General features: G+C 60.2%; 11 protein-coding genes and 6 pseudogenes. 12 read left to right on the top strand and 5 right to left on the bottom strand.

What is annotated here, in order from left to right:
• Nucleotides 1-104 precede the first annotated feature (104 nt).
• On the top strand, nucleotides 105-1,292 hold the full coding sequence (locus CK228_RS25455; protein ID WP_063169331.1) for a M20 aminoacylase family protein: 1,188 nt from the start codon (nucleotides 105-107) through the stop codon (nucleotides 1,290-1,292).
• 79 nt (nucleotides 1,293-1,371) lie between these two features.
• Nucleotides 1,372-2,805 (top strand): amidase, encoded by a 1,434-nt coding sequence (locus tag CK228_RS25450; protein ID WP_063169332.1) that lies wholly within the window; start codon nucleotides 1,372-1,374, stop codon nucleotides 2,803-2,805.
• 808 nt (nucleotides 2,806-3,613) lie between these two features.
• Here the strand turns inward: CK228_RS25450 and CK228_RS36365 are convergent.
• Nucleotides 3,614-3,919 carry a hypothetical protein gene (locus CK228_RS36365; protein WP_164548505.1) on the bottom strand — a complete coding sequence of 102 codons (306 nt, stop codon included), beginning with the start codon at nucleotides 3,917-3,919 and terminating at the stop codon, nucleotides 3,614-3,616.
• A gap of 2 nt (nucleotides 3,920-3,921) precedes the next feature.
• Here CK228_RS36365 and CK228_RS25440 point away from each other — a divergent pair, with 2 nt between their 5' ends.
• The 3 genes and pseudogenes from CK228_RS25440 to CK228_RS25430 form a co-directional block, all read left to right on the top strand.
• A complete protein-coding gene (locus tag CK228_RS25440; protein ID WP_272482847.1) occupies nucleotides 3,922-4,251 on the top strand; it encodes an ATP-binding protein in 330 nt (109 codons plus the stop codon).
• A 771-nt stretch (nucleotides 4,252-5,022) separates the two neighbouring features.
• The gene (locus tag CK228_RS25435) at nucleotides 5,023-6,030 is read left to right on the top strand and encodes an ATP-grasp domain-containing protein (protein ID WP_063169333.1); all 1,008 of its coding nucleotides are present in this window, start codon (nucleotides 5,023-5,025) and stop codon (nucleotides 6,028-6,030) included.
• Between the two features lie 188 nt (nucleotides 6,031-6,218).
• Nucleotides 6,219-6,499, top strand: a pseudogene (locus CK228_RS25430) (integrase core domain-containing protein); the annotation flags it as partial.
• A gap of 48 nt (nucleotides 6,500-6,547) precedes the next feature.
• Here the strand turns inward: CK228_RS25430 and CK228_RS35960 are convergent.
• Nucleotides 6,548-6,787 carry an IS110 family transposase gene (locus tag CK228_RS35960; protein ID WP_063169335.1) on the bottom strand — a complete coding sequence of 80 codons (240 nt, stop codon included), beginning with the start codon at nucleotides 6,785-6,787 and terminating at the stop codon, nucleotides 6,548-6,550.
• A 209-nt stretch (nucleotides 6,788-6,996) separates the two neighbouring features.
• On the opposite strand from CK228_RS35960, the pseudogene CK228_RS25420 reads away from it, so the two are divergent.
• The 7 genes and pseudogenes from CK228_RS25420 to CK228_RS25390 all read left to right on the top strand — a co-directional run.
• Nucleotides 6,997-8,201: pseudogene (locus tag CK228_RS25420) on the top strand (IS110 family transposase).
• Nucleotides 8,202-8,620: 419 nt separating this feature from the next.
• Nucleotides 8,621-9,001, top strand: a complete 381-nt coding sequence (locus tag CK228_RS25415) for a transposase (RefSeq protein ID WP_199489649.1) — start codon at nucleotides 8,621-8,623, stop codon at nucleotides 8,999-9,001.
• Nucleotides 8,998-9,350: pseudogene (gene tnpB / locus CK228_RS25410) on the top strand (IS66 family insertion sequence element accessory protein TnpB). The gene CK228_RS25415 and the pseudogene tnpB overlap by 4 nt, the downstream one beginning before the upstream one ends.
• Nucleotides 9,351-9,419: 69 nt before the next feature.
• Nucleotides 9,420-10,737, top strand: a pseudogene (locus tag CK228_RS25405) (IS66 family transposase); the annotation flags it as partial.
• 49 nt (nucleotides 10,738-10,786) lie between these two features.
• Nucleotides 10,787-11,089 (top strand): hypothetical protein, encoded by a 303-nt coding sequence (locus CK228_RS35435; RefSeq protein ID WP_063169337.1) that lies wholly within the window; start codon nucleotides 10,787-10,789, stop codon nucleotides 11,087-11,089.
• Nucleotides 11,076-13,139: a recombinase family protein gene (locus tag CK228_RS25395; protein ID WP_063169338.1), complete on the top strand. Its 2,064-nt coding sequence runs from the start codon at nucleotides 11,076-11,078 to the stop codon at nucleotides 13,137-13,139. Before CK228_RS35435 ends, CK228_RS25395 begins: the two co-directional genes overlap by 14 nt.
• 28 nt (nucleotides 13,140-13,167) lie before the next feature.
• Nucleotides 13,168-13,360: pseudogene (locus CK228_RS25390) on the top strand (transposase domain-containing protein); the annotation flags it as partial.
• Between the two features lie 44 nt (nucleotides 13,361-13,404).
• Here CK228_RS25390 and CK228_RS35955 read toward each other — a convergent pair.
• The 3 genes and pseudogenes from CK228_RS35955 to CK228_RS25375 form a co-directional block, all read right to left on the bottom strand.
• A pseudogene (locus CK228_RS35955) lies at nucleotides 13,405-13,742 on the bottom strand (IS110 family transposase); the annotation flags it as partial.
• An 88-nt stretch (nucleotides 13,743-13,830) separates the two neighbouring features.
• Nucleotides 13,831-15,597 carry a CocE/NonD family hydrolase gene (locus CK228_RS25380; RefSeq protein WP_245438113.1) on the bottom strand — a complete coding sequence of 589 codons (1,767 nt, stop codon included), beginning with the start codon at nucleotides 15,595-15,597 and terminating at the stop codon, nucleotides 13,831-13,833.
• 498 nt (nucleotides 15,598-16,095) lie between these two features.
• Complete coding sequence (locus tag CK228_RS25375) at nucleotides 16,096-17,829, bottom strand: CocE/NonD family hydrolase (RefSeq protein ID WP_244514363.1); 1,734 nt, start codon at nucleotides 17,827-17,829, stop codon at nucleotides 16,096-16,098.
• Nucleotides 17,830-17,985: the final 156 nt, after the last annotated feature.

The following is a 17,985-nucleotide window of genomic DNA, read 5'->3' as shown; positions in this document are numbered from 1 at the left end:
GCACAGAGGATGCTGTGCTCCCGGCAGCGCGGAAACGGGTCTCCCGGCTCTCGCAAGGACAAAGCGTGAAATTCGCCTGCAACCGGCAAGAAAGGAAAGTCCCCGTGGCAATTCTCAATAGCGTCGCAGAGTTTCTCCCCGAGATAGTGGCTTGGCGCCGGGACATCCATGCACATCCCGAACTGGGCTTCGACATCCCCCGTACTTCGGCATTTGTCGCCGAGCGCCTGCGCGAATTCGGCTGCGACGCCGTCGCGACCGGCATCGGCAAAACCGGCGTCGTTGGCGTCATCAAGGGCAACGGCGTCGTGAGCGACGGTAACCCAAAGGTTATCGGATTGCGCGCTGACATGGATGCGCTGCCGATCAACGAAGCGACCGATCTGCCCTATGCGTCCAAGAACAAGGGCTTGATGCATGCGTGTGGGCATGACGGCCACACCGCGATGCTGTTGGGTGCCGCGCGCTATCTTGCCGATACTCGGAATTTCGCTGGAACGGCGGTCATGATCTTCCAACCTGCCGAGGAGATCGGTACCGGCGCCGTTGCCATGCTAGATGACGGTTTGATGGAGCGGTTCGGCATCGAGCACATCTACGGAATGCACAATCGTCCGGGCTTGCCGGTAGGTGTCTTCGGAATCCGGCAAGGTCCAGTGATGGCGGCAACTGATAGCATAGAAATTAGCATTGAAGGGCGAGGGGGGCACCCTGGAAGGCCTCATGAATGCATCGATCCGATTCTGGTCGGCGCTCAGCTTGTGACGGCCCTGCAGCATATCCTGGCTCAGAACATTGACCCTGTCGACTCGGCAGGAATTTCGTTCCACCAGTTCCAGTCCGGGCAGAGACTAGTCCCCGTCGTTCCGCAAACAGCGGAGTTGGTGGGCACCATGCGGACGCTAAAGCCGGAGGTGCGCAAGTTCGTGAAGGAGCGGGTGGGCGAAGTGGTCGCCGGCATCGCCCAGATAACCGGCGCGAAGATAGATATTAAATTTCAGAGCTTCGACGCAATTCTCTTCAATGAGGTCCAGCAGACCGACCTTGCGAGAAGCGCGGCCAAGGGCGTGGCCGGTGAAAACAATGTGCTCGAGACGCCACCGGTAATGGGGGGGGAAGATTTCTCCTTCCTGGCGCAGGCGCGGCCGGGTGCTTTCGTCTGGTGCGGGAACGGTGACAGCGCCGGCCTGCATCACCCTGCCTACAATTTCAACGACGAGGCGATTCCTTATGGAACATCGTACTGGATCAAGCTCGTAGAGAACACGTTGGGATCCCGTCCGACGTCTTGATGATCGGTCTGACAAGGGCCGCAGAACGAATGAATAACTGCCGTCTTATGCCAGGCTTGAATGTAGCGGACCTCGTAAAATGAAAACTCGTTCATCCGTGCCAACATCTCTTGAGGGTCTGTCGGCGTGCGAATGCCTGGAACTCTACCGAAGGCGGCAGCTCTCGCCTGTTGAAGTCGTCGATGACTGTCTCAGCCGCATCGACGCCAACAACCCGGCGCTGAACGCATTTTGCCTCGTCGACCACGAAGGGGCCAGGTCTGCTGCCCGGGCCTCGGAGGGTCGATGGATGAAGGGGGAACCAGCCGGAGTACTAGATGGCATTCCGGCCACCATCAAAGACCTCACCTTGACACGAGGCTGGCCGACAAGACGTGGCTCATTGTCCGGCAGCACCGAGGGACCCTGGACTGAAGACGCCCCTGTTCCAGCCCGTATCCGTGAGACCGGTGGCGTTATCCTGGGCAAGACAACCACTCCAGAATTTGGCTGGAAAGGGGTAACAGACAGCCCGGTCTACGGGATCACCCGCAATCCCTGGAATCCTGACCTGACACCAGGCGGGTCGTCGGGAGGGGCGGCAGTTGCGGCTGCGCTCAACCTTGGCTTTCTTCATCAGGGTAGCGACGGCGGGGGATCAATCCGGATACCGGCGAGCTTCACGGGGACCTTCGGCTTCAAGCCAACCTTCGGCATCGTTCCGCAATGGCCAGCTAGCGCCATGACAACGCTGTCTCATTTGGGGCCGGTGACCCGCACCGTTGCGGATGCGATCCTGATGATGAATGTGATTGCACGAAAGGACGCTCGCGATGGCTATGCGGGTCCGGCGTACCTAGGTCTCGACCCCGATCCAGCAAAGACCACCATCAGGGGCCTGCGGATCGGCTACAGTCGGAACCTCGGCTATGTCAAGGTGGCGCGAGATATCCAAAACGTTACCGATAATGCGATCGACCAGCTTCGAGCTCTTGGGGCCGAGGTGGCCGAAGTCAATCCGGGATTTGCGGATCCGGTGGAGGTGTTTTCTACATTCTGGTTCGCTGGCGCCGCCCGTATTGTGTCACGAATGAACAAACAGCAAAGACAATTACTAGATCCTGGCTTTCTGGAAGGTGCCGAACGCGGGCTGAAGATCACCCTTACCGAATTTCAGGAAGCTGAGGCGATGCGGTTCGAGCTCTCCGCTCTGATGGCGAAGTTCCACGAAAATTACGATCTCTTGGTCACACCGACGATGCCTATCGCGCCGTTCCCCGTCGGGCGAAATGTGCCGGATGATAGTTACAAGGGGTGGGTGGACTGGACGCCCTTCACCTACCCTTTCAACTTGACCCAGCAACCAGCAGCATCGATTCCATCGGGCCTGGATGATCAAGGGCTGCCCGTCGGGCTACAACTGGTCGGCGCGCGCTATTCCGACACCTCCGTCCTAGCCGCGGCATATACGATCGAAAGTCGCCTGGGGCTTCCTTCTTTCGCGAGGAGCAGATTCCACGCTGCCACCCCTTAAAACTTGAGACTGCCGCGCTCAAGCACCTGACGGCCTCCAAGCGGTCAAGCCACGGACGCGAATGTCATTCGATAAAGGGGCGCGGCGTCATAGATGGGCAGTCCTGTCCTACGACGGATTGCTGACGTCACCATCGGGGACAATGTACATTCAAATAGGAGTGCGTCAATCTTGGGATGTGCGGCGCGAAGTCGCGACACAGACTGCAACCCGGGGACTCCATTTCGGTAACACTAGCCGGCCGCGTATTACCTTCGATGCCGCCGATGGCTACTCTTGCCCCTGCGGATGAATCCATGCCCAGCAGCTCTTCGCCGCAGTGTCTTGAGTCTGCGGCCAGACGGCGAGCTTTGCGCCGGCCGGAAGCTGCCGGAGGAGCGTGGGCGCCAGTAGCAGGCTCGACATGGCCACGGGAAGTTTGACAGACGTGGCCAGTGCAGCCTGGCACCAGATACTGAAGCCGCAGTCCCTGGTTATCGCGACGGCTCCGCGCTCAACCAACCGCCTGGCAGCTGCAATGTAGGCCGGCTCGAGAGAGGCATCGCCAGGACTGACCCTCTCCGCCAAAGCCCCGGCCGCGGTCTCTATTATAATTGGGAAGTCGAAGTTGCCGGGTTGAAGACCGACCCCGATGCGGTGGCGGAAATTCACCAGGGCGCAAGTCCGATCTCCAGCCTGTGATTTTTGCAACACTGGCCATCCAATGAGGATCCAACTGCCGTCTGATCGTGACAATTCAGCTGCGTCAAATGCCTTTGCCGCCAAGATGGCGCGTATCGTCAGGTTGTGCTGACCAAGCTGGGACGCTCTACGAGCGCAGGAATCCTGCATTCGCCTGACGCTTCCGGCTCGGTTGCAAGGCTCGGGAATAGTAATGACGAAACAGTGGATCAGCACGCCGTAAGCCCAGTGCAAAAAATGCGGGCTTCGTGCCGAACCTTTTTTTGGAACGGCGGGCGCGGATCTCATCATTGAGATTACCGGAAAGCCTGTCCGGACTTTTCCGAAGCCGCACTGTTATCCTGTTCGAGAGCGACGCATCGATGGTTCCTTTCCCCGCCTCATCGACAAGCTCACCCGTGTCCACTTGGCTCATCCACGACGACTTCGGCAACCATGCTCTCTCCGATCAGCAGCGCTTCCACCTCTTCGAAAATCGTCGAGGAGCGCTATCAGAGAAAATCCACCCTGATCACCGCCCAGGTCCCCGTGGCAAGCTGGCACGACCTTATTAACGACAGCACGGTCGCCGACGCTATACACGACCGCTCGTGCACAATGCACACCGCATCGCCCTTCAGGGCGAGAGCATCCGAAGAAAAAAGCCTCGGCCCTCTTGACCGACTCCGAGAACACCGAAATCAATCAGCCCTACAGCAACCAGGCTGCCGAGGACCAACCTCGACGAACTGTCGGACTTTTGTGAAAACGCTGTCCGGGAATTAGCGGAATCGCTGTCCAGCTTTTGAAGCGCGCAATAACACTATGGCCGTCATCGAAATGAGCAAGGCGAAGTGCTGATTGCCGCGTTTGTTCCGGGATTAAGCGCCAGCCTCTCAAGAAGATTTATGCCGACTCGCCATCATTGTTGAAACTGCTGCAGCGCTCGCACGTTGAAGCCGGCCAGGCCGGGCATACGATTATGCGGATCGCCTTCGCCCAACTTCAATTCTGGACGCCAGGGCTCGATGTAAGGGACCGGCGAGCGTCAAAAGACTGCGGATGGGTCGCCGCTCGTCCCCTGGGATACGATCTCTGTCGGATTTTGTCGCGCCTGCGACATAGTGGTTGTGCGGGCCAGTTTAGTACCTGATATGACCGTAAGTTTGATATCAAACTCAAAGCACTGGCCGACGTGCATTTTGCGAGGTTGGCACGGTTTTTGAAGCGATCATTTCGCGTCGGAGCGCTCTCATCCGCCGGTTATCATCTGTTTTGGCATAAACCCTGCATAAGGCTTTATTGATGGTACCGCAACCCAACTCGCCGTCTTTCGAGCTACTTGGGCAAAAAGAGCACCGCCAGCGGAAAGGGTCGGGAACCGGAGAGGGAACCGGGTGGTGGACCTATGTTTGTGGAGGGGGTTGTGAAAAGGGTCAGCCATGGTGCTTCGAGCCTCTTGTACTCGTGCAGGTCGTCAATGTTGATATAGCGGTTGGCCTCCATCCAGTTTTCATTGGTTTCGTGACAGCAGACAAACGTCAAAGGAGATAGCTCATGCGAGTAGCCATCGTAACGAACAGTGATTTCAACGGTGTGATTAACCGGTTCGGTCAGCCTTGTCCGCAGCCGCCGCAGCCTTGGCCGCATAGCGGCACGTTGGAAGATGTGGTGGCGGCACTTCAAGAGGGCGGCCACGAGACGGTAGTGTGTGAAGGCGATAAAGGACTGCTCGCCAGTCTCGAGCGGTTCATGCCACCTGATCCGCAAGGTCGCCCCTCGGGAATGGTCTTCAACTTGGCGGAGGGAATTCAGGGCGAAAAGCGTTACACTCATGTTCCTGCCATGCTTGAGATGGCCGGTGTTCCATACACTGGATGTAGCCCCTTCGGGATTGGGCTGACGGGAGACAAAGTCATTACCAAAATGCTCATCCGCGATCAGGGCGTGCCGACTCCGAACTTTCGCGTGATGCGTCGCGGCACCGAGAACACCGGCGACCTGAGATTCCCAGTGGTAGTGAAGCCGCGGGAGGAGGACTGCAGCTTCGGATTGCAGATCATACATGAACACTCTAAGTTGCGGCAGGCCGTCGAAGTGATCGTCACGCAGCATGCTCAGGATGCGCTAGTGGAGGAATACATCGAGGGGCGGGAAATCTGCGTTGCGTTGCTCGGAAACGGGGAGCCCGAAGTTTTGCCTCTAGTGGAGCAGGACTTCGGTGACCGCGAAACGCGTGTTATGAATTGGGATGCGAAGTACGTGGCGGCCGCAGCGGTGCCCAAGATTTGCCCGGCGAAAATCGAGAGCGGGCTTGAGACGATGTTACGGGATATTTCGGTTGCGACCTTCCGTGCCTGCCACTGCCGGGACTATGCCCGCGTCGATTTCCGGATCGATCGCTCAGGCCAACCGTTTGTCCTAGAGATGAACTCGGTGCCGGCCCTTGGTATACACTCCAGTTATGGCACAGCTGCAACGGCCGGCGGACACAGCTTCGTAAGCTTGATCAATCGCATCCTCAATGTCGCCCACACCCGCTATTTCGGAATCGGCGTCTCATAGTGGATTGATCGGATCAAAAGAGTCCGATTTCGGGATTCCGTTTTGCGGTTTGGCGTGCGAGTTAGATGCATGCGCAATAGCATCCCCCTTCACCGTTTTGGCCAGCGACCGTCAGCGCCTGCAAGCGCTCGTCGCGGCGCCAGGAAGCCCGCAAGCACGTTCGGGGGCCGCATCGTCGCGCTGTGCTTCGAACCACGAAGCCAAAGCATACTTGGACCACCGGCTAGGTCGAGCGAATGAACCGCACCATCAAGGACGCGACGGGCAAGCGTTTCCACTACGACGATCATGACCAACTGCGTCGGCATCTTGCCGACTTTGTTGCGGCCTACAAATTTCGGCCGCAGGCTGAAGGCCCTCAAAGGTCTCACCCTACGAGTTCATCTGCAAGGCATGGGCTTCCCAGCCCGAGCGCTTCACTCTCAATCCGCTCCACCAAATGCCTGGACTTGTCTATTCGGCGTGTTGAAGTCAATCCCATTCAAGCTTCCTAGGCTGACCTGCCGACGCGATTATCCTAGCCTGATTGATGTAACCGCGGCGTCAAACCGAGATACGGCCCCACGTCCTTCGAATTCCTGAAGGGGGCAGGAATATCGACCGTGGCGTTGAAACCCAGTGCAACGATAGGGCCGACGCCCAGCACGGTCATCAACCGCCTGCAAACCGTGTCACCCCTCACGATCGACAACAGTCTTTCGTGTAGCACCGTGAACTGCTCGCAAAGTTTCCGACGGGCGGTGAGCAACGTCTCCATGATGTCTCGAGTTCCGGAATGTCACCGGAAGGGTCCCGGATGCGATCCGCGAATTTGCCGGCCGTCGACAATGCCAACTTTGAGACCGAAGTTACGAAACAGGCCACGGATGTCGTTCTCGATGGCGATGGCCTTTTCCTGAAGCGACTTGAGGGCCGTCAGCAGCGCCCGGCGATTCTGGGTCGTCAGCGTCTTGACAGTAAGACCGTATGTCCGCCTCTGCCGATGAGGTGGCTCGCCCTACACTGCGCGTCCGAGGGTTGCTCGGACGGGCCGAGCCGATCCTCACCACAGGAGGACGAGCCGTGGCGGATTATAGAGAAGCATTTGTCGGAATCGATGTTGCGAAGCTTAAGAACGCTATTGCGATTGCGGAGGCAGGCCGGGAAGGAGAGGTTCGGTTCTTCGGTGAGGTCGACGCGTCGGCGACCAGCATGCGGCGGGTCATAGGCCGGATCGCCAGCCGCTTTGATTACGTGCATTTCTGCTATGAGGCTGGGCCGACCGGGTACGGCCTTTATCGCCTGATCCGGTCGCTCGGGCACGAGTGCACCGTGGTTGCACCATCATTGATACCAAGGAAGCCCGGCGATCGGGTGAAGACGAACCGTCGAGACGCCATTTCCCTTGCCCGACTATTGCGCGCCGGCGAGCTGACCGCGGTGTGGGTTCCCGATGAAGGGCACGAGTCCATACGGGATCTTGTTCGCGCGCGGGCGGGCGCGGTCGAGACGCTGCGGGTCCATCGCCAGCAGGTGAGCGCATTCATGCTCAAGCACGGCCGTAGCTATCCGCGAAAGAAGAGCTGGACGATGCGCTATCTACGCTGGCTTCAGGAACAAGGTTCGATCATCCCGCGCATCAGATCGCACTCCAGGAGATGGTCGAGGCGGTGCGCGTCTCGAAAGAGCGGGTCGAGCGGCTGGAGCGTGTGATCGAAGAGTTCGTCCCGGCCTGGTCGCTGGCACCGATCGTGTGGGCGCTTCAGACATTGCGTGGGGTAGACCTAATTGTCGCCGTGACGTTCGTCACCGAAGTCGGCGACGCCAGCCGGTTCGAAAGCCCACGCCAGCTCATGGGATATCTCGGTCGGGTCCCCGGCGAGCGCTCAACCGGGGAGACAGTCCGGCGCGGCGGCATCACAAAGGCAGGCAACGGTCGGGTTCGCCACATGTTGGTCGAGAGCGCCTGGACCTATCGACATCCGCCCAAGGTCGGGAAGGCGAAGCTATACCGGTTGGAGCAGGCGTCACCGAAGGTGCGTGAGATCGCCTGGAAGGCGCAGTCCCGCCTGACAGCCCGCTACCGCATGCTGAGCGCTCGGGGCAAACGGACAACGGTCGTCTGCACCGCGATCGCCCGTGAACTGGTCGGCTTTATGTGGGCAGTCGCAAGGGAGGCGCGCGTCACCTGATCGCTCGCCGCGATGGCGCACATATCGCGCATGGGCGGAGGCGGGACCACGGCAGGGGAATGCCCGTCAGACGCTTTGTGGCCGGCAAATCGACCGACGCCCGCAGTAAGATAGGAACAGCCCCGGACGCACAATCGGGAATGCGGTAGCCAACCCGCGCATCAGAGCTTGATCACCGACGTCCTTCAGTTCCGCCTCCCCACCCATGCGCGATCATCAGAATGAGCAGCCGTTCCTCGGATCGGGCGACCTCATGCGTTCCAAACCTTGACAGCGGACATCAGAGCGGTGTTTCCGGACCACCTTTCGGGAGTGGTCGCGATCTGTGAGGTTGCCGATCCTGTATTGGGATCGGAGATCGGCTTGTGTCTGGACTTGACCTTACGCTTGACCCGGAGCGGCAGCTTCGGCGTTTCGAGGTGATCAACGGTGCCGGCGGTCGGCGTCACTGGTCGGTGGATGACAAGGCGCGGATCATCGCAGAGACGCTGGAGCCGAATGCGATCATTTCCGAGGTCGCCCGCCGTTATGGTCTCAGGCCGCAGCAGGTCTTCGCCTGGCGCCGCGAAGCGCGCAAACAGGCCGCTTCGGTGCAGCAAGATTCTCCTGCCTTTGTGCCGGCGGTTGTGGCGGCGGCGGAACCTGCAGCCAGCCGTTCACCGAAGCAGCGGAAACGGCAAGCCACCCGAGATGCCGGCATGATCGAGCTTGAGATCGACGGCATCGCGATGCGCGTCGGCCGGGGCGCCGATACCAAGACGGTGGCCGCAGTGATCCGCGCGCTGAAGGCGACGTCGTGATCGGGCCGACGGGTGCGGTCAAGGTCATGGTGGCGACGAAGCCCGTCGACTTCCGCAAGGGTGCGGAGGGATTGGCGGCGCTGGTGCGAGAGACAATGGGGGCCGATCCGTTCAGCGGGGCCGTCTACGTCTTCCGGGCGAAGCGGACTGACCGGATCAAGCTGATCTTCTGGGATGGCACCGGGGTTTGCCTGCTAAGCGTTTGGAGGATGGGGAGTTCCGCTGGCCGAAAGTGCATGACGGCATGATGCGGCTGACGGCCGCGCAGCTCTCGGCGCTACTCGAAGGTCTCGACTGGCGGCGAGTCCATGAGGCGCGCCGGACCCGCGTGCCAGCCCAGGCGGGCTGACCCGCGACGAAGTGAATCAGCCTAGATTCCGCTGTCGCGGGCTGTCGGCGAATATGGTCTGATCCGTTCATGGCGATGACGGCTGACCAGCTTCCCGACGATCCGGACGCGCTGAAGGCGATGGTCCTGGCGCACGACGTCGAGAATGCCCGTCTGATTCAGATCATCAAGGAATTGCAGCGTCACCGCTTCGGCCGGCGTGCCGAGACGCTCCCCGAGGATCAATTGCTGCTGGGGCTCGAAGAGGCGGAGCAGATCGAGGCCGCCGGTGAGGAAGAGAAGGAGCAATCTGCTCCCGCCGAGCGGCAAGCAAAGGCCACGAGGCGCCGGGCCAACCGGGGCGCGCTGCCACCCCATCTGCCGCGCGTGGAGATGGTCGTCGACATCGAGGACCATGCCTGCCCATGCTGCCGCAATGGCTTGCATCGGATCGGCGAGGACGTGAGCGAGCGGCTCGACATCGTTCCGGCGCAGCTGCGTGTAATCGTCGTGCGCCGGCCCAAATATGCCTGCCGCGCCTGCGAGGACGTCGTGGTTCAGGCTTCCGGCGCCGGCCCGGCTGATCGAGGGTGGTCTTCCGACCGAGGCAACGGTCGCCCAGGTGCTGGTCTCAAAATATGCCGATCACCTTCCGCTCTATCGTCAGGCGCAAATCTACGCCCGGCAGGGTATCAATCTCGATCGCTCTACGCTCGCCGACTGGGTCGGCCGCGCCGCCTGGCACCTGCGTCCGGTGCATGAGCGGCTGCTTGGCAAGCTGAAGTCCTCGGCAAAACTCTTCGCCGACGAGACGACCGCGCCGGTGCTCGATCCCGGCCGCGGCAAGACTAAGACAGGTCAACTCTGGGCCTATGCCCGCGATGACCGACGATGGGAGGGGAGCGACCCGCCGGGCGTCGCCTATGTCTATGCGCCGGACCGAAAGGCCGAGCGTCCGATCGCTCATCTCGCAGGCTTCACCGGAATCTTGCAGGTCGACGGCTATGGCGGCTATCGCGTGCTGGCCGACAAAAGCGGCGTCACGCTCGCCTTCTGCTGGGCGCATGTCCGTCGGCGCTTTTATGAACTGGCAGCAGCCGGTCCCGCGCCGATCGCCAGTGACGCGCTGAGACGGATCGCCGAACTCTACAAGATCGAGGATGACATCCGTGGCCGATCGGCCAACGAGCGCCGCGCGATGCGTCAGGACAAAAGCCGCGCCATCGTCGCCGATCTCGAACCCTGGCTGCGTGAGAAGCTCGGCCTGATCAGTCAGAAGACCAAGCTCGCAGAGGCAATCCGCTACACGCTCTCACGCTGGGAAGGCCTCTCGCACTTCCTTGACGACGGCCGCATCGAGATCGACAGCAACACCGTCGAACGCTCGATCCGTCCGATCGCAATCTCGGGGTCATTCTGCCCATGTTGGGCAGGAGGTCGAAGTCCCGTGCGCAGCAATGGATCTGGGCTCCCCGCGCGCGTCGCTTGCTGCACTGCTTGAACTGAACAAGCTCTTGATCCAGCGCCGTTTCCGGCGAGGCTCTCCGGATGGTTTCATCATCGGGGAGACTCAAAATGAGAACCTTGCCGCCACCGACACGATCTCTCGTGATCGTTCGCCAGCTCAGCATGCGCTCGACTCGCACAAGCTAGTCGGGCTGAGCGCAGCGCAACGAACGATCGTGATCGCCCGGCTCGCCAATGTGCTGATGGCCGCCGCCGGTATCGTGACGGAGGAGAGCCGCGATGACGAGCCGTAATCTGATTCCGGCCACCATCCTCAAGCGCAAGGCCGTTGTCTATGTACGTCAGTCCACGCAGGCGCAAGTGCAGCTCAATCTTGAGAGCCAGCGTCGGCAATATGAGCTGGTCGACGTCGCGCGGCGCTGGGGATTCCGCAAGGTTGAGGTGATCGACGAGGACTTGGGACGCACCGCAAGTGGAGCTGTGGAACGTCCCGGTTTCGAACGCCTGGTCGACGATCTGTGCACCGGTCATGTGGGCGCTGTGCTTTGCCTGGAGGCGTCCCGCCTGTCTCGCAACGGACCGGACTGGCATCGGCTGCTCGAGTTGTGCGGCGAAGTCGATGCACGGGTGATCGATCTGGACGGAGTCTACGATCCGGGACTGCCGAACGATCGCCTGCTGCTCGGCATGAAGGGGAGCATAAGCGAGTTCGAACTCGGGGTGCTGCGTGCTCGCATGTACGAAGCTGACCGCGCCAAGGCACAGCGCGGCGAACTGCGCATCTCTGTGCCCTTCGGCTACGTCTGGCACCGGGATTACGGTCTCGGGTTCGATCCCGATATACGCCTGCAGGAGACCATTCGCCTGATATTCGCGCGTTTCCGCGAACTCGGCAGTGCCCGCCAGGTCCTGATCTCGATGATCGACGATGGCGTGCATTTCCCCAGACCCTCCGACGGCAAGAAGATGGTGTCCTTCGCCTGGGTTCCGGTCCGCTACCGCAACGTGATCTCCGTCCTGAAGAACCCGTTCTACGCCGGCGCTTATGTCTATGGTAAGAGCGAGAAGCGCACCGAGATCGTGGATGGCCGCGTCCGCAAGAGCTATGGTCATTACAAGCCGGCCAGCGATTGGGCGGTGGTGCTCAAGGAGCATCACGAAGGCTATATCGGATGGAGCGAGTACGAACGGAACCAGGAACTTCTCGCCGCCAACGCCTATGGCAAAGCCGGCGGCGTCAAGTCGGGCCGCGGCGGTCGCGCGTTGCTCCCGGGTCTTCTCTCCTGTGGTCGATGCGGGCGAAGACTGGTTGTCACGTATGCCGGACGTGGCCAAGGTTACCCGGTCTATCGTTGCGAGAACACCATGATGGCGCAGGCGCGATGCATGTCGTTCAACGGCTTTCGCACCGATGCGGCGGTGGCCCGCGAAGCCTTGGAGGCGGTTGCGCCGATGGCGATCGAGGCGGCGTTGGAGGCTGAACAGATGCAGCTGGAGAGCGAAGCCAGGCGGCGGCAGATGATCGAGATGGACCTGCAGCAGGCACGCTATGAGGCATCGCTCGCCGAGCGCCGCTACGCCGCCTGCGACCCGGAGAACCGGCTTATAGCGGCCCAGCTCGAGAGGAACTGGGAAGCTAGGCTCAGGCGCGTGGAGACCTGCGAGGCCCGGCTCAGTGAAGTCCAGCGTATGGAGCCTGTCGACGCGATCCCTGACTTCACCGGCCTCGCCCAGGATCTCGAAGCCGCCTGGAATGCGCCGGGTGTCGATATGCGGTTCCGTCAGCAACTGCTGCGCGCGCTCATCAAGGACATTGTGGCGGACGTCGATGACGACGCGCGCGATGTGATCCTGACCATCCATTGGCATGGGGGCCAGCATTCCCAGGTAAGGGTTCGCAAGTCCAAATCCGGAGAGCATGGCCAGAGTACGCCTGAGGAGGCTCTGGCGGTCATGCGATCCATGGCAACGCGATGGTCGGATGCCGAAATCGCCGCCACACTCAACCGCATGGGCATGAAGACGGGTCAGGGAAAGACCTGGACGGCGCGACGCGTCCAATCCCTGCGCACGGTGCACAAGATCAGCGGCTATCGGTCTTCCGACAAGAACGGCGAGTGGCTTACCATGTCGGACGCGGCCGCGAAGCTTGGCGTGTCGCACGTCAAAATCCGCCGGTTCGTCAGGGACGGCATATTACCAGCCGAGCAGGTCATGCGCGGCGCGCCCTACCAGATCCGCGCCAGCGACCTTGAAGATGAACGGATCAAGGCCGATTTGGCGCGCAAATCTCCGCGTATCATCAACGACGATAATCAGAAATCGCTGTTTCCCGCCATTTGAAGAGGGGGTGCATAATGAATCAGTCTTCGCGCTCAACCGCAAGAACGCGCTCTTCGCAGGCTCTGACGGCGGCGCCGAACACTGGGCAGTCATCGCCTCGCTGATCGAAACCTGCAAGCTCAATGGTGTCGAACCGCTCGGCTTATCTCGCCGATGTCCTCACCAGGATCGTCAACGGCCACCCCAACAGCCAGATCGACGATCTCCTGCCTTGGGTCTACATCAACAAGCTCGAGCTCAAGGCCGTGGCCCGAGAATACCGCTTACTCTTGACATGCACGGGCCGGAACAGGTTAACCCGCATATCTGCGCGATGCCGCGAGCATGGTTGCGGTCGGTCTTGTTGACCTGTGCCTTGAGAACGCCTTGGAATGACGGGGCTCGATACAGGTCACGTAGTCCGGCTGCCGCCAGACCAACCATTGGGATAAGGGGCCGGCTTCAAGCCTGATCCGGGCGAGATTCCATGCGGGGTTCTTCAATGCGTCAGCAAGATCGTCCGGATGACTAGCAACCTTCATCTCTCGGCAAATTCGGCGCCCTTCTCACGATGCAAACGGTGGTCTCTTTCACGGAGACGTCCAGTCCGGCATAATTTTTCATGCTGCGCTTCCTTTCCTGATGCTTGTGGCTGTTCACACAGACCACGTTTTGTCATCATCTCGAAGCGCAGCACTTCAAAACAACCCGTTCAAGGCGGGGGGCAAAGCCGAATACCACAATCTAAACACCTAGCGATGCTGTTCAAATTCGCCTTGCCGGCATGGGACCCCATCGCTGTCATCACAGGAAGCAGTACGTGGGAGGGGAACTGCTCGCAGTGATGAATCGTGTTCCGAGCCACTACCCATTCAGTTTCGTCCCAGTTGTTACCTCCCGTATTCAGGTTGCGGTCGAACCGCGGGAAGGCCGAACTAGTGATTTCCAGGCGAATTTGATGGCCGGCCGGAAACCAATTACTTGTGGCGTCGAGATCAATCTCGATTTTGCATATAACGCTCGGTTCCATGAAAACAGCCCGATCAAAGCCCTCGCGATAGCGGACGCGCAGTATCCCGTCCACCACGTCAATCGCACGGCCATCGGGATGTACGTCCAACAGTCTGGCCACGAAGTCCGTGTCCGGGGCCGAAGAAGAGACGAAGAGGACCGCCCGGACAAATCCGGTAACCTCCATGCCCTCTGTGAGGGGCGGTGAAGTGAAGCAGAGGACGTCTGGACGAAGCTGGACGTCCTGGTAATCGCGGGGTCCTATAGTAGTTCCACTTGACTTCCCGCCGTCCATCCCCAAGAACGGCGCCGGATCCCCAGGGTCGTAGGTAAACGTGTCAGCCGGCTCGTCGGCGCTCGGAGCCTCTACATAAAGAGACCCGTCGCCTAGACGGGTCGCGGCATTCCCGCCGCTGCGGAGGAACCAGTGCTGCAGTTCCACACCAAGAGGGGGCCATTCTGACGCGGCACGCCACTCGTTGCGACCCATCACGTAGTACTGGACGCGGGGCATTCCCTCGATCCGGTCGGGCTTGTCGTTCAGCCAGCAGTCGAACCAGTCCAGGTAGATCTGCCAGCAATCCAGGCGCGCGTCGCCCAGCTCGCGCTCGCCGATAACCGTCGGGGCTTTGAGACTCTCGGTGCCACAATGCGTGGCTGGCGACAGAATGATATGTTGGTGATCGCGTGCCGCCGGGCTCAATCCGCGAGCACTAAAAACGCGCTGCTGGTGAAGCGCGTCGGCAGCCCCCACGTCGTACCACGAGTTCACGAACAGGGCTGGGACGTCGATGGTCGAGTCCTCGCTAAGCATCCCATTCCGATCCCCCCAGGGATCGCCTGGGTCACGCGAGACCCAGTCCTCCCAGTCAGTCGGCGGTCCCCCAAGGCTCTTAAGCATGTTGACGAGCGGCAGCGACGCGAAAGCCCGCTGATACTCCTCATCGCTTTTCGGTTGCACTCGGGACCGGTCCTTCGCTGCGGTTTGGTGGAACCAGGGGACAAACGCGGCAACCTCCACCGCACCGCCGAGACGGAGATCCCCGTTGCGATATCGCCCTCCGGCAGAGCCGTTCGCGCCGCCCGATCCCTGCGCAATTGCGCATCGGTGGGCTGGATGGCACAACTGCGCCAGCAAAACCTGCGCGATACCAAGCGCCGAGCACCCATATGTGCCCACGCGTCCATTCGACCATGGCTGCTGCGAAATCCAGGACAGCGTGTCATAACCGTCGTCCCTTTCATTCTCCATAGGGTATACGCCGCCGGAATCGAAGACTCCACGAAGCTCCTGCACAAGTACGGCGAAGCCTTGTCCAGCAAACATTCTTGCCACTTTGTGGCGAGGCTCAACCGGACAGCGATAGGGCGTCTTACCGTATTGAGTTCGGATAAGGATTGACCCGAGTTCCCCAGTGTAACCAATAGGCCGATACAGGTCCGTGGCGAGCTCAACGCCGTCCCGCATTGGAACGCGCAAGCCGGTCTGCAAAACCACTTCGTATCGCGGCGTTGGCGGTTTAATCGGGCCTAGTTCATTACACACTTCAGAGTGCCTCCCAGACATTGAGACTGATTCAAGATGGAGTGGCCAATTTCGACGGGTCTCAGCATTCTATCTGCACGGTGGTGTGTTCGTCGCATTCACAGTACAACGATGAACTCTGTGCCGTTGCTAAGTTGTTTGAAAAGAAACTCAACCGTGCTTCTCTAGCAGGTCCGGCACTCAATGATGGCGCGTTGCCACCCCAATTTCCCTATTGCTTAAATCAATGTGACAGCGCGCCTACGCCGCTGTGCAAAACATCAATTGTGAGTCTCACCGCCATTATGTGCCGATCCATGGACCCCCATTCCATGCTGATTGACGCGGGCCGATGGGGCAAGCTGCTTGATGTGAGAAGCGACGGGCTCCCCGACCGATCGCAGCTTGTTATCACCGTTTGTTTGAAATAGTGGAGGTAGGCTAGCCAGGCGGCAAGCTGTTCAAATTCGCCTTGCCGGCATGGGACCCCATCGCTGTCATCACAGGAAGCAGTACGTGGGAGGGGAACTGCTCGCAGTGATGAATCGTGTTCCGAGCCACTACCCATTCAGTTTCGTCCCAGTTGTTACCTCCCGTATTCAGGTTGCGGTCGAACCGCGGGAAGGCCGAACTAGTGATTTCCAGGCGAATTTGATGGCCGGCCGGAAACCAATTACTTGTGGCGTCGAGATCAATCTCGATTTTGCATATAACGCTCGGTTCCATGAAAACAGCCCGATCAAAGCCCTCGCGATAGCGGACGCGCAGTATCCCGTCCACCACGTCAATCGCACGGCCATCGGGATGTACGTCCAACAGTCTGGCCACGAAGTCCGTGTCCGGGGCCGAAGAAGAGACGAAGAGGACCGCCCGGACAAATCCGGTAACCTCCATGCCCTCTGTGAGGGGCGGTGAAGTGAAGCAGAGGACGTCTGGACGAAGCTGGACGTCCTGGTAATCGCGGGGTCCTATAGTAGTTCCACTTGACTTCCCGCCGTCCATCCCCAAGAACGGCGCCGGATCCCCAGGGTCGTAGGTAAACGTGTCAGCCGGCTCGTCGGCACTCGGAGGCTCTACATCAAGAGTCCCGTCGCCTAGACGGGTCGCGGCATTCCCGCCGCTGCGGAGGAACCAGTGCTGCAGTTCCACACCAAGAGGGGGCCATTCTGACGCGGCACGCCACTCGTTGCGACCCATCACGTAGTACTGGACGCGGGGCATTCCCTCGATCCGGTCGGGCTTGTCGTTCAGCCAGCAGTCGAACCAGTCCAGGTAGATCTGCCAGCAATCCAGGCGCGCGTCGCCCAGCTCGCGCTCGCCGATAACCGTCGGGGCTTTGAGACTCTCGGTGCCACAATGCGTGGCTGGCGACAGAATGATATGTTGGTGATCGCGTGCCGCCGGGCTCAATCCGCGAGCACTAAAAACGCGCTGCTGGTGAAGCGCGTCGGCAGCCCCCACGTCGTACCACGAGTTCACGAACAGGGCTGGGACGTCGATGGTCGAGTCCTCGCTAAGCATCCCATTCCGATCCCCCCAGGGATCGCCTGGGTCACGCGAGACCCAGTCCTCCCAGTCAGTCGGCGGTCCCCCAAGGCTCTTAAGCATGTTGACGAGCGGCAGCGACGCGAAAGCCCGCTGATACTCCTCATCGCTTTTCGGTTGCACTCGGGACCGGTCCTTCGCTGCGGTTTGGTGGAACCAGGGGACAAACGCGGCAACCTCCACCGCACCGCCGAGACGGAGATCCCCGTTGCGATATCGCCCTCCGGCAGAGCCGTTCGCGCCGCCCGATCCCTGCGCAATTGCGCATCGGTGGGCTGGATGGCACAACTGCGCCAGCAAAACCTGCGCGATACCAAGCGCCGAGCACCCATATGTGCCCACGCGTCCATTCGACCATGGCTGCTGCGAAATCCAGGACAGCGTGTCATAACCGTCGTCCCCTATATGTTCCCTAGCGTATACGCCGCCGGAATCGAAGACGCCACGACGCTCCTGCACAAGTACAGCGAACCCTTGTCCAGCAAACATTCTTGCCACTTTGTGGCGAGGCTCAACCGGACAGCGATAGGGCGTCTTACCGTATGGAGTTCGGATAAGGATTGACCCGAGTTCCCCAGTGTAACCAATAGGCCGATACAGGTCCGTGGCGAGCTCAACGCCGTCCCGCATTGGAACGCGCAAGCCGGTCTGCAAAACCACTTCGTATCGCGGCGTTGGCGGTTTAATCGGGCCTAGTTCATTACACACTTCAGAGTGCCTCCCAGACATTGAGACTGATTCAAGATGGAGTGGCCAATTTCGACGGGTCTCAGCATTCTATCTGCA

Origin of the sequence: Mesorhizobium sp. WSM4312, from assembly GCF_002294875.1 — a bacterium.
Lineage (GTDB): Bacteria > Pseudomonadota > Alphaproteobacteria > Rhizobiales > Rhizobiaceae > Mesorhizobium.
Note: the sequence above shows the minus strand (reverse complement) of the source record. Positions and strands in the feature narration are given on the sequence as shown.

Excerpts from the sequence above, each read along its gene's own strand:
- CK228_RS25450 (WP_063169332.1), top strand. The coding sequence starts at position 1,372 with ATGAAAACTCGTTCATCCGTGCCAACATCTCTTGAGGGTCTGTCGGCG.
- CK228_RS25440 (WP_272482847.1), top strand. The coding sequence starts at position 3,922 with ATGCTCTCTCCGATCAGCAGCGCTTCCACCTCTTCGAAAATCGTCGAG.
- CK228_RS25435 (WP_063169333.1), top strand. The coding sequence starts at position 5,023 with ATGCGAGTAGCCATCGTAACGAACAGTGATTTCAACGGTGTGATTAAC.
- CK228_RS35960 (WP_063169335.1), bottom strand. The coding sequence starts at position 6,787 with ATGGAGACGTTGCTCACCGCCCGTCGGAAACTTTGCGAGCAGTTCACG.
- CK228_RS35435 (WP_063169337.1), top strand. The coding sequence starts at position 10,787 with ATGGATCTGGGCTCCCCGCGCGCGTCGCTTGCTGCACTGCTTGAACTG.
- CK228_RS25395 (WP_063169338.1), top strand. The coding sequence starts at position 11,076 with ATGACGAGCCGTAATCTGATTCCGGCCACCATCCTCAAGCGCAAGGCC.
- CK228_RS25380 (WP_245438113.1), bottom strand. The coding sequence starts at position 15,597 with ATGCGGGACGGCGTTGAGCTCGCCACGGACCTGTATCGGCCTATTGGT.
- CK228_RS25375 (WP_244514363.1), bottom strand. The coding sequence starts at position 17,829 with ATGCGGGACGGCGTTGAGCTCGCCACGGACCTGTATCGGCCTATTGGT.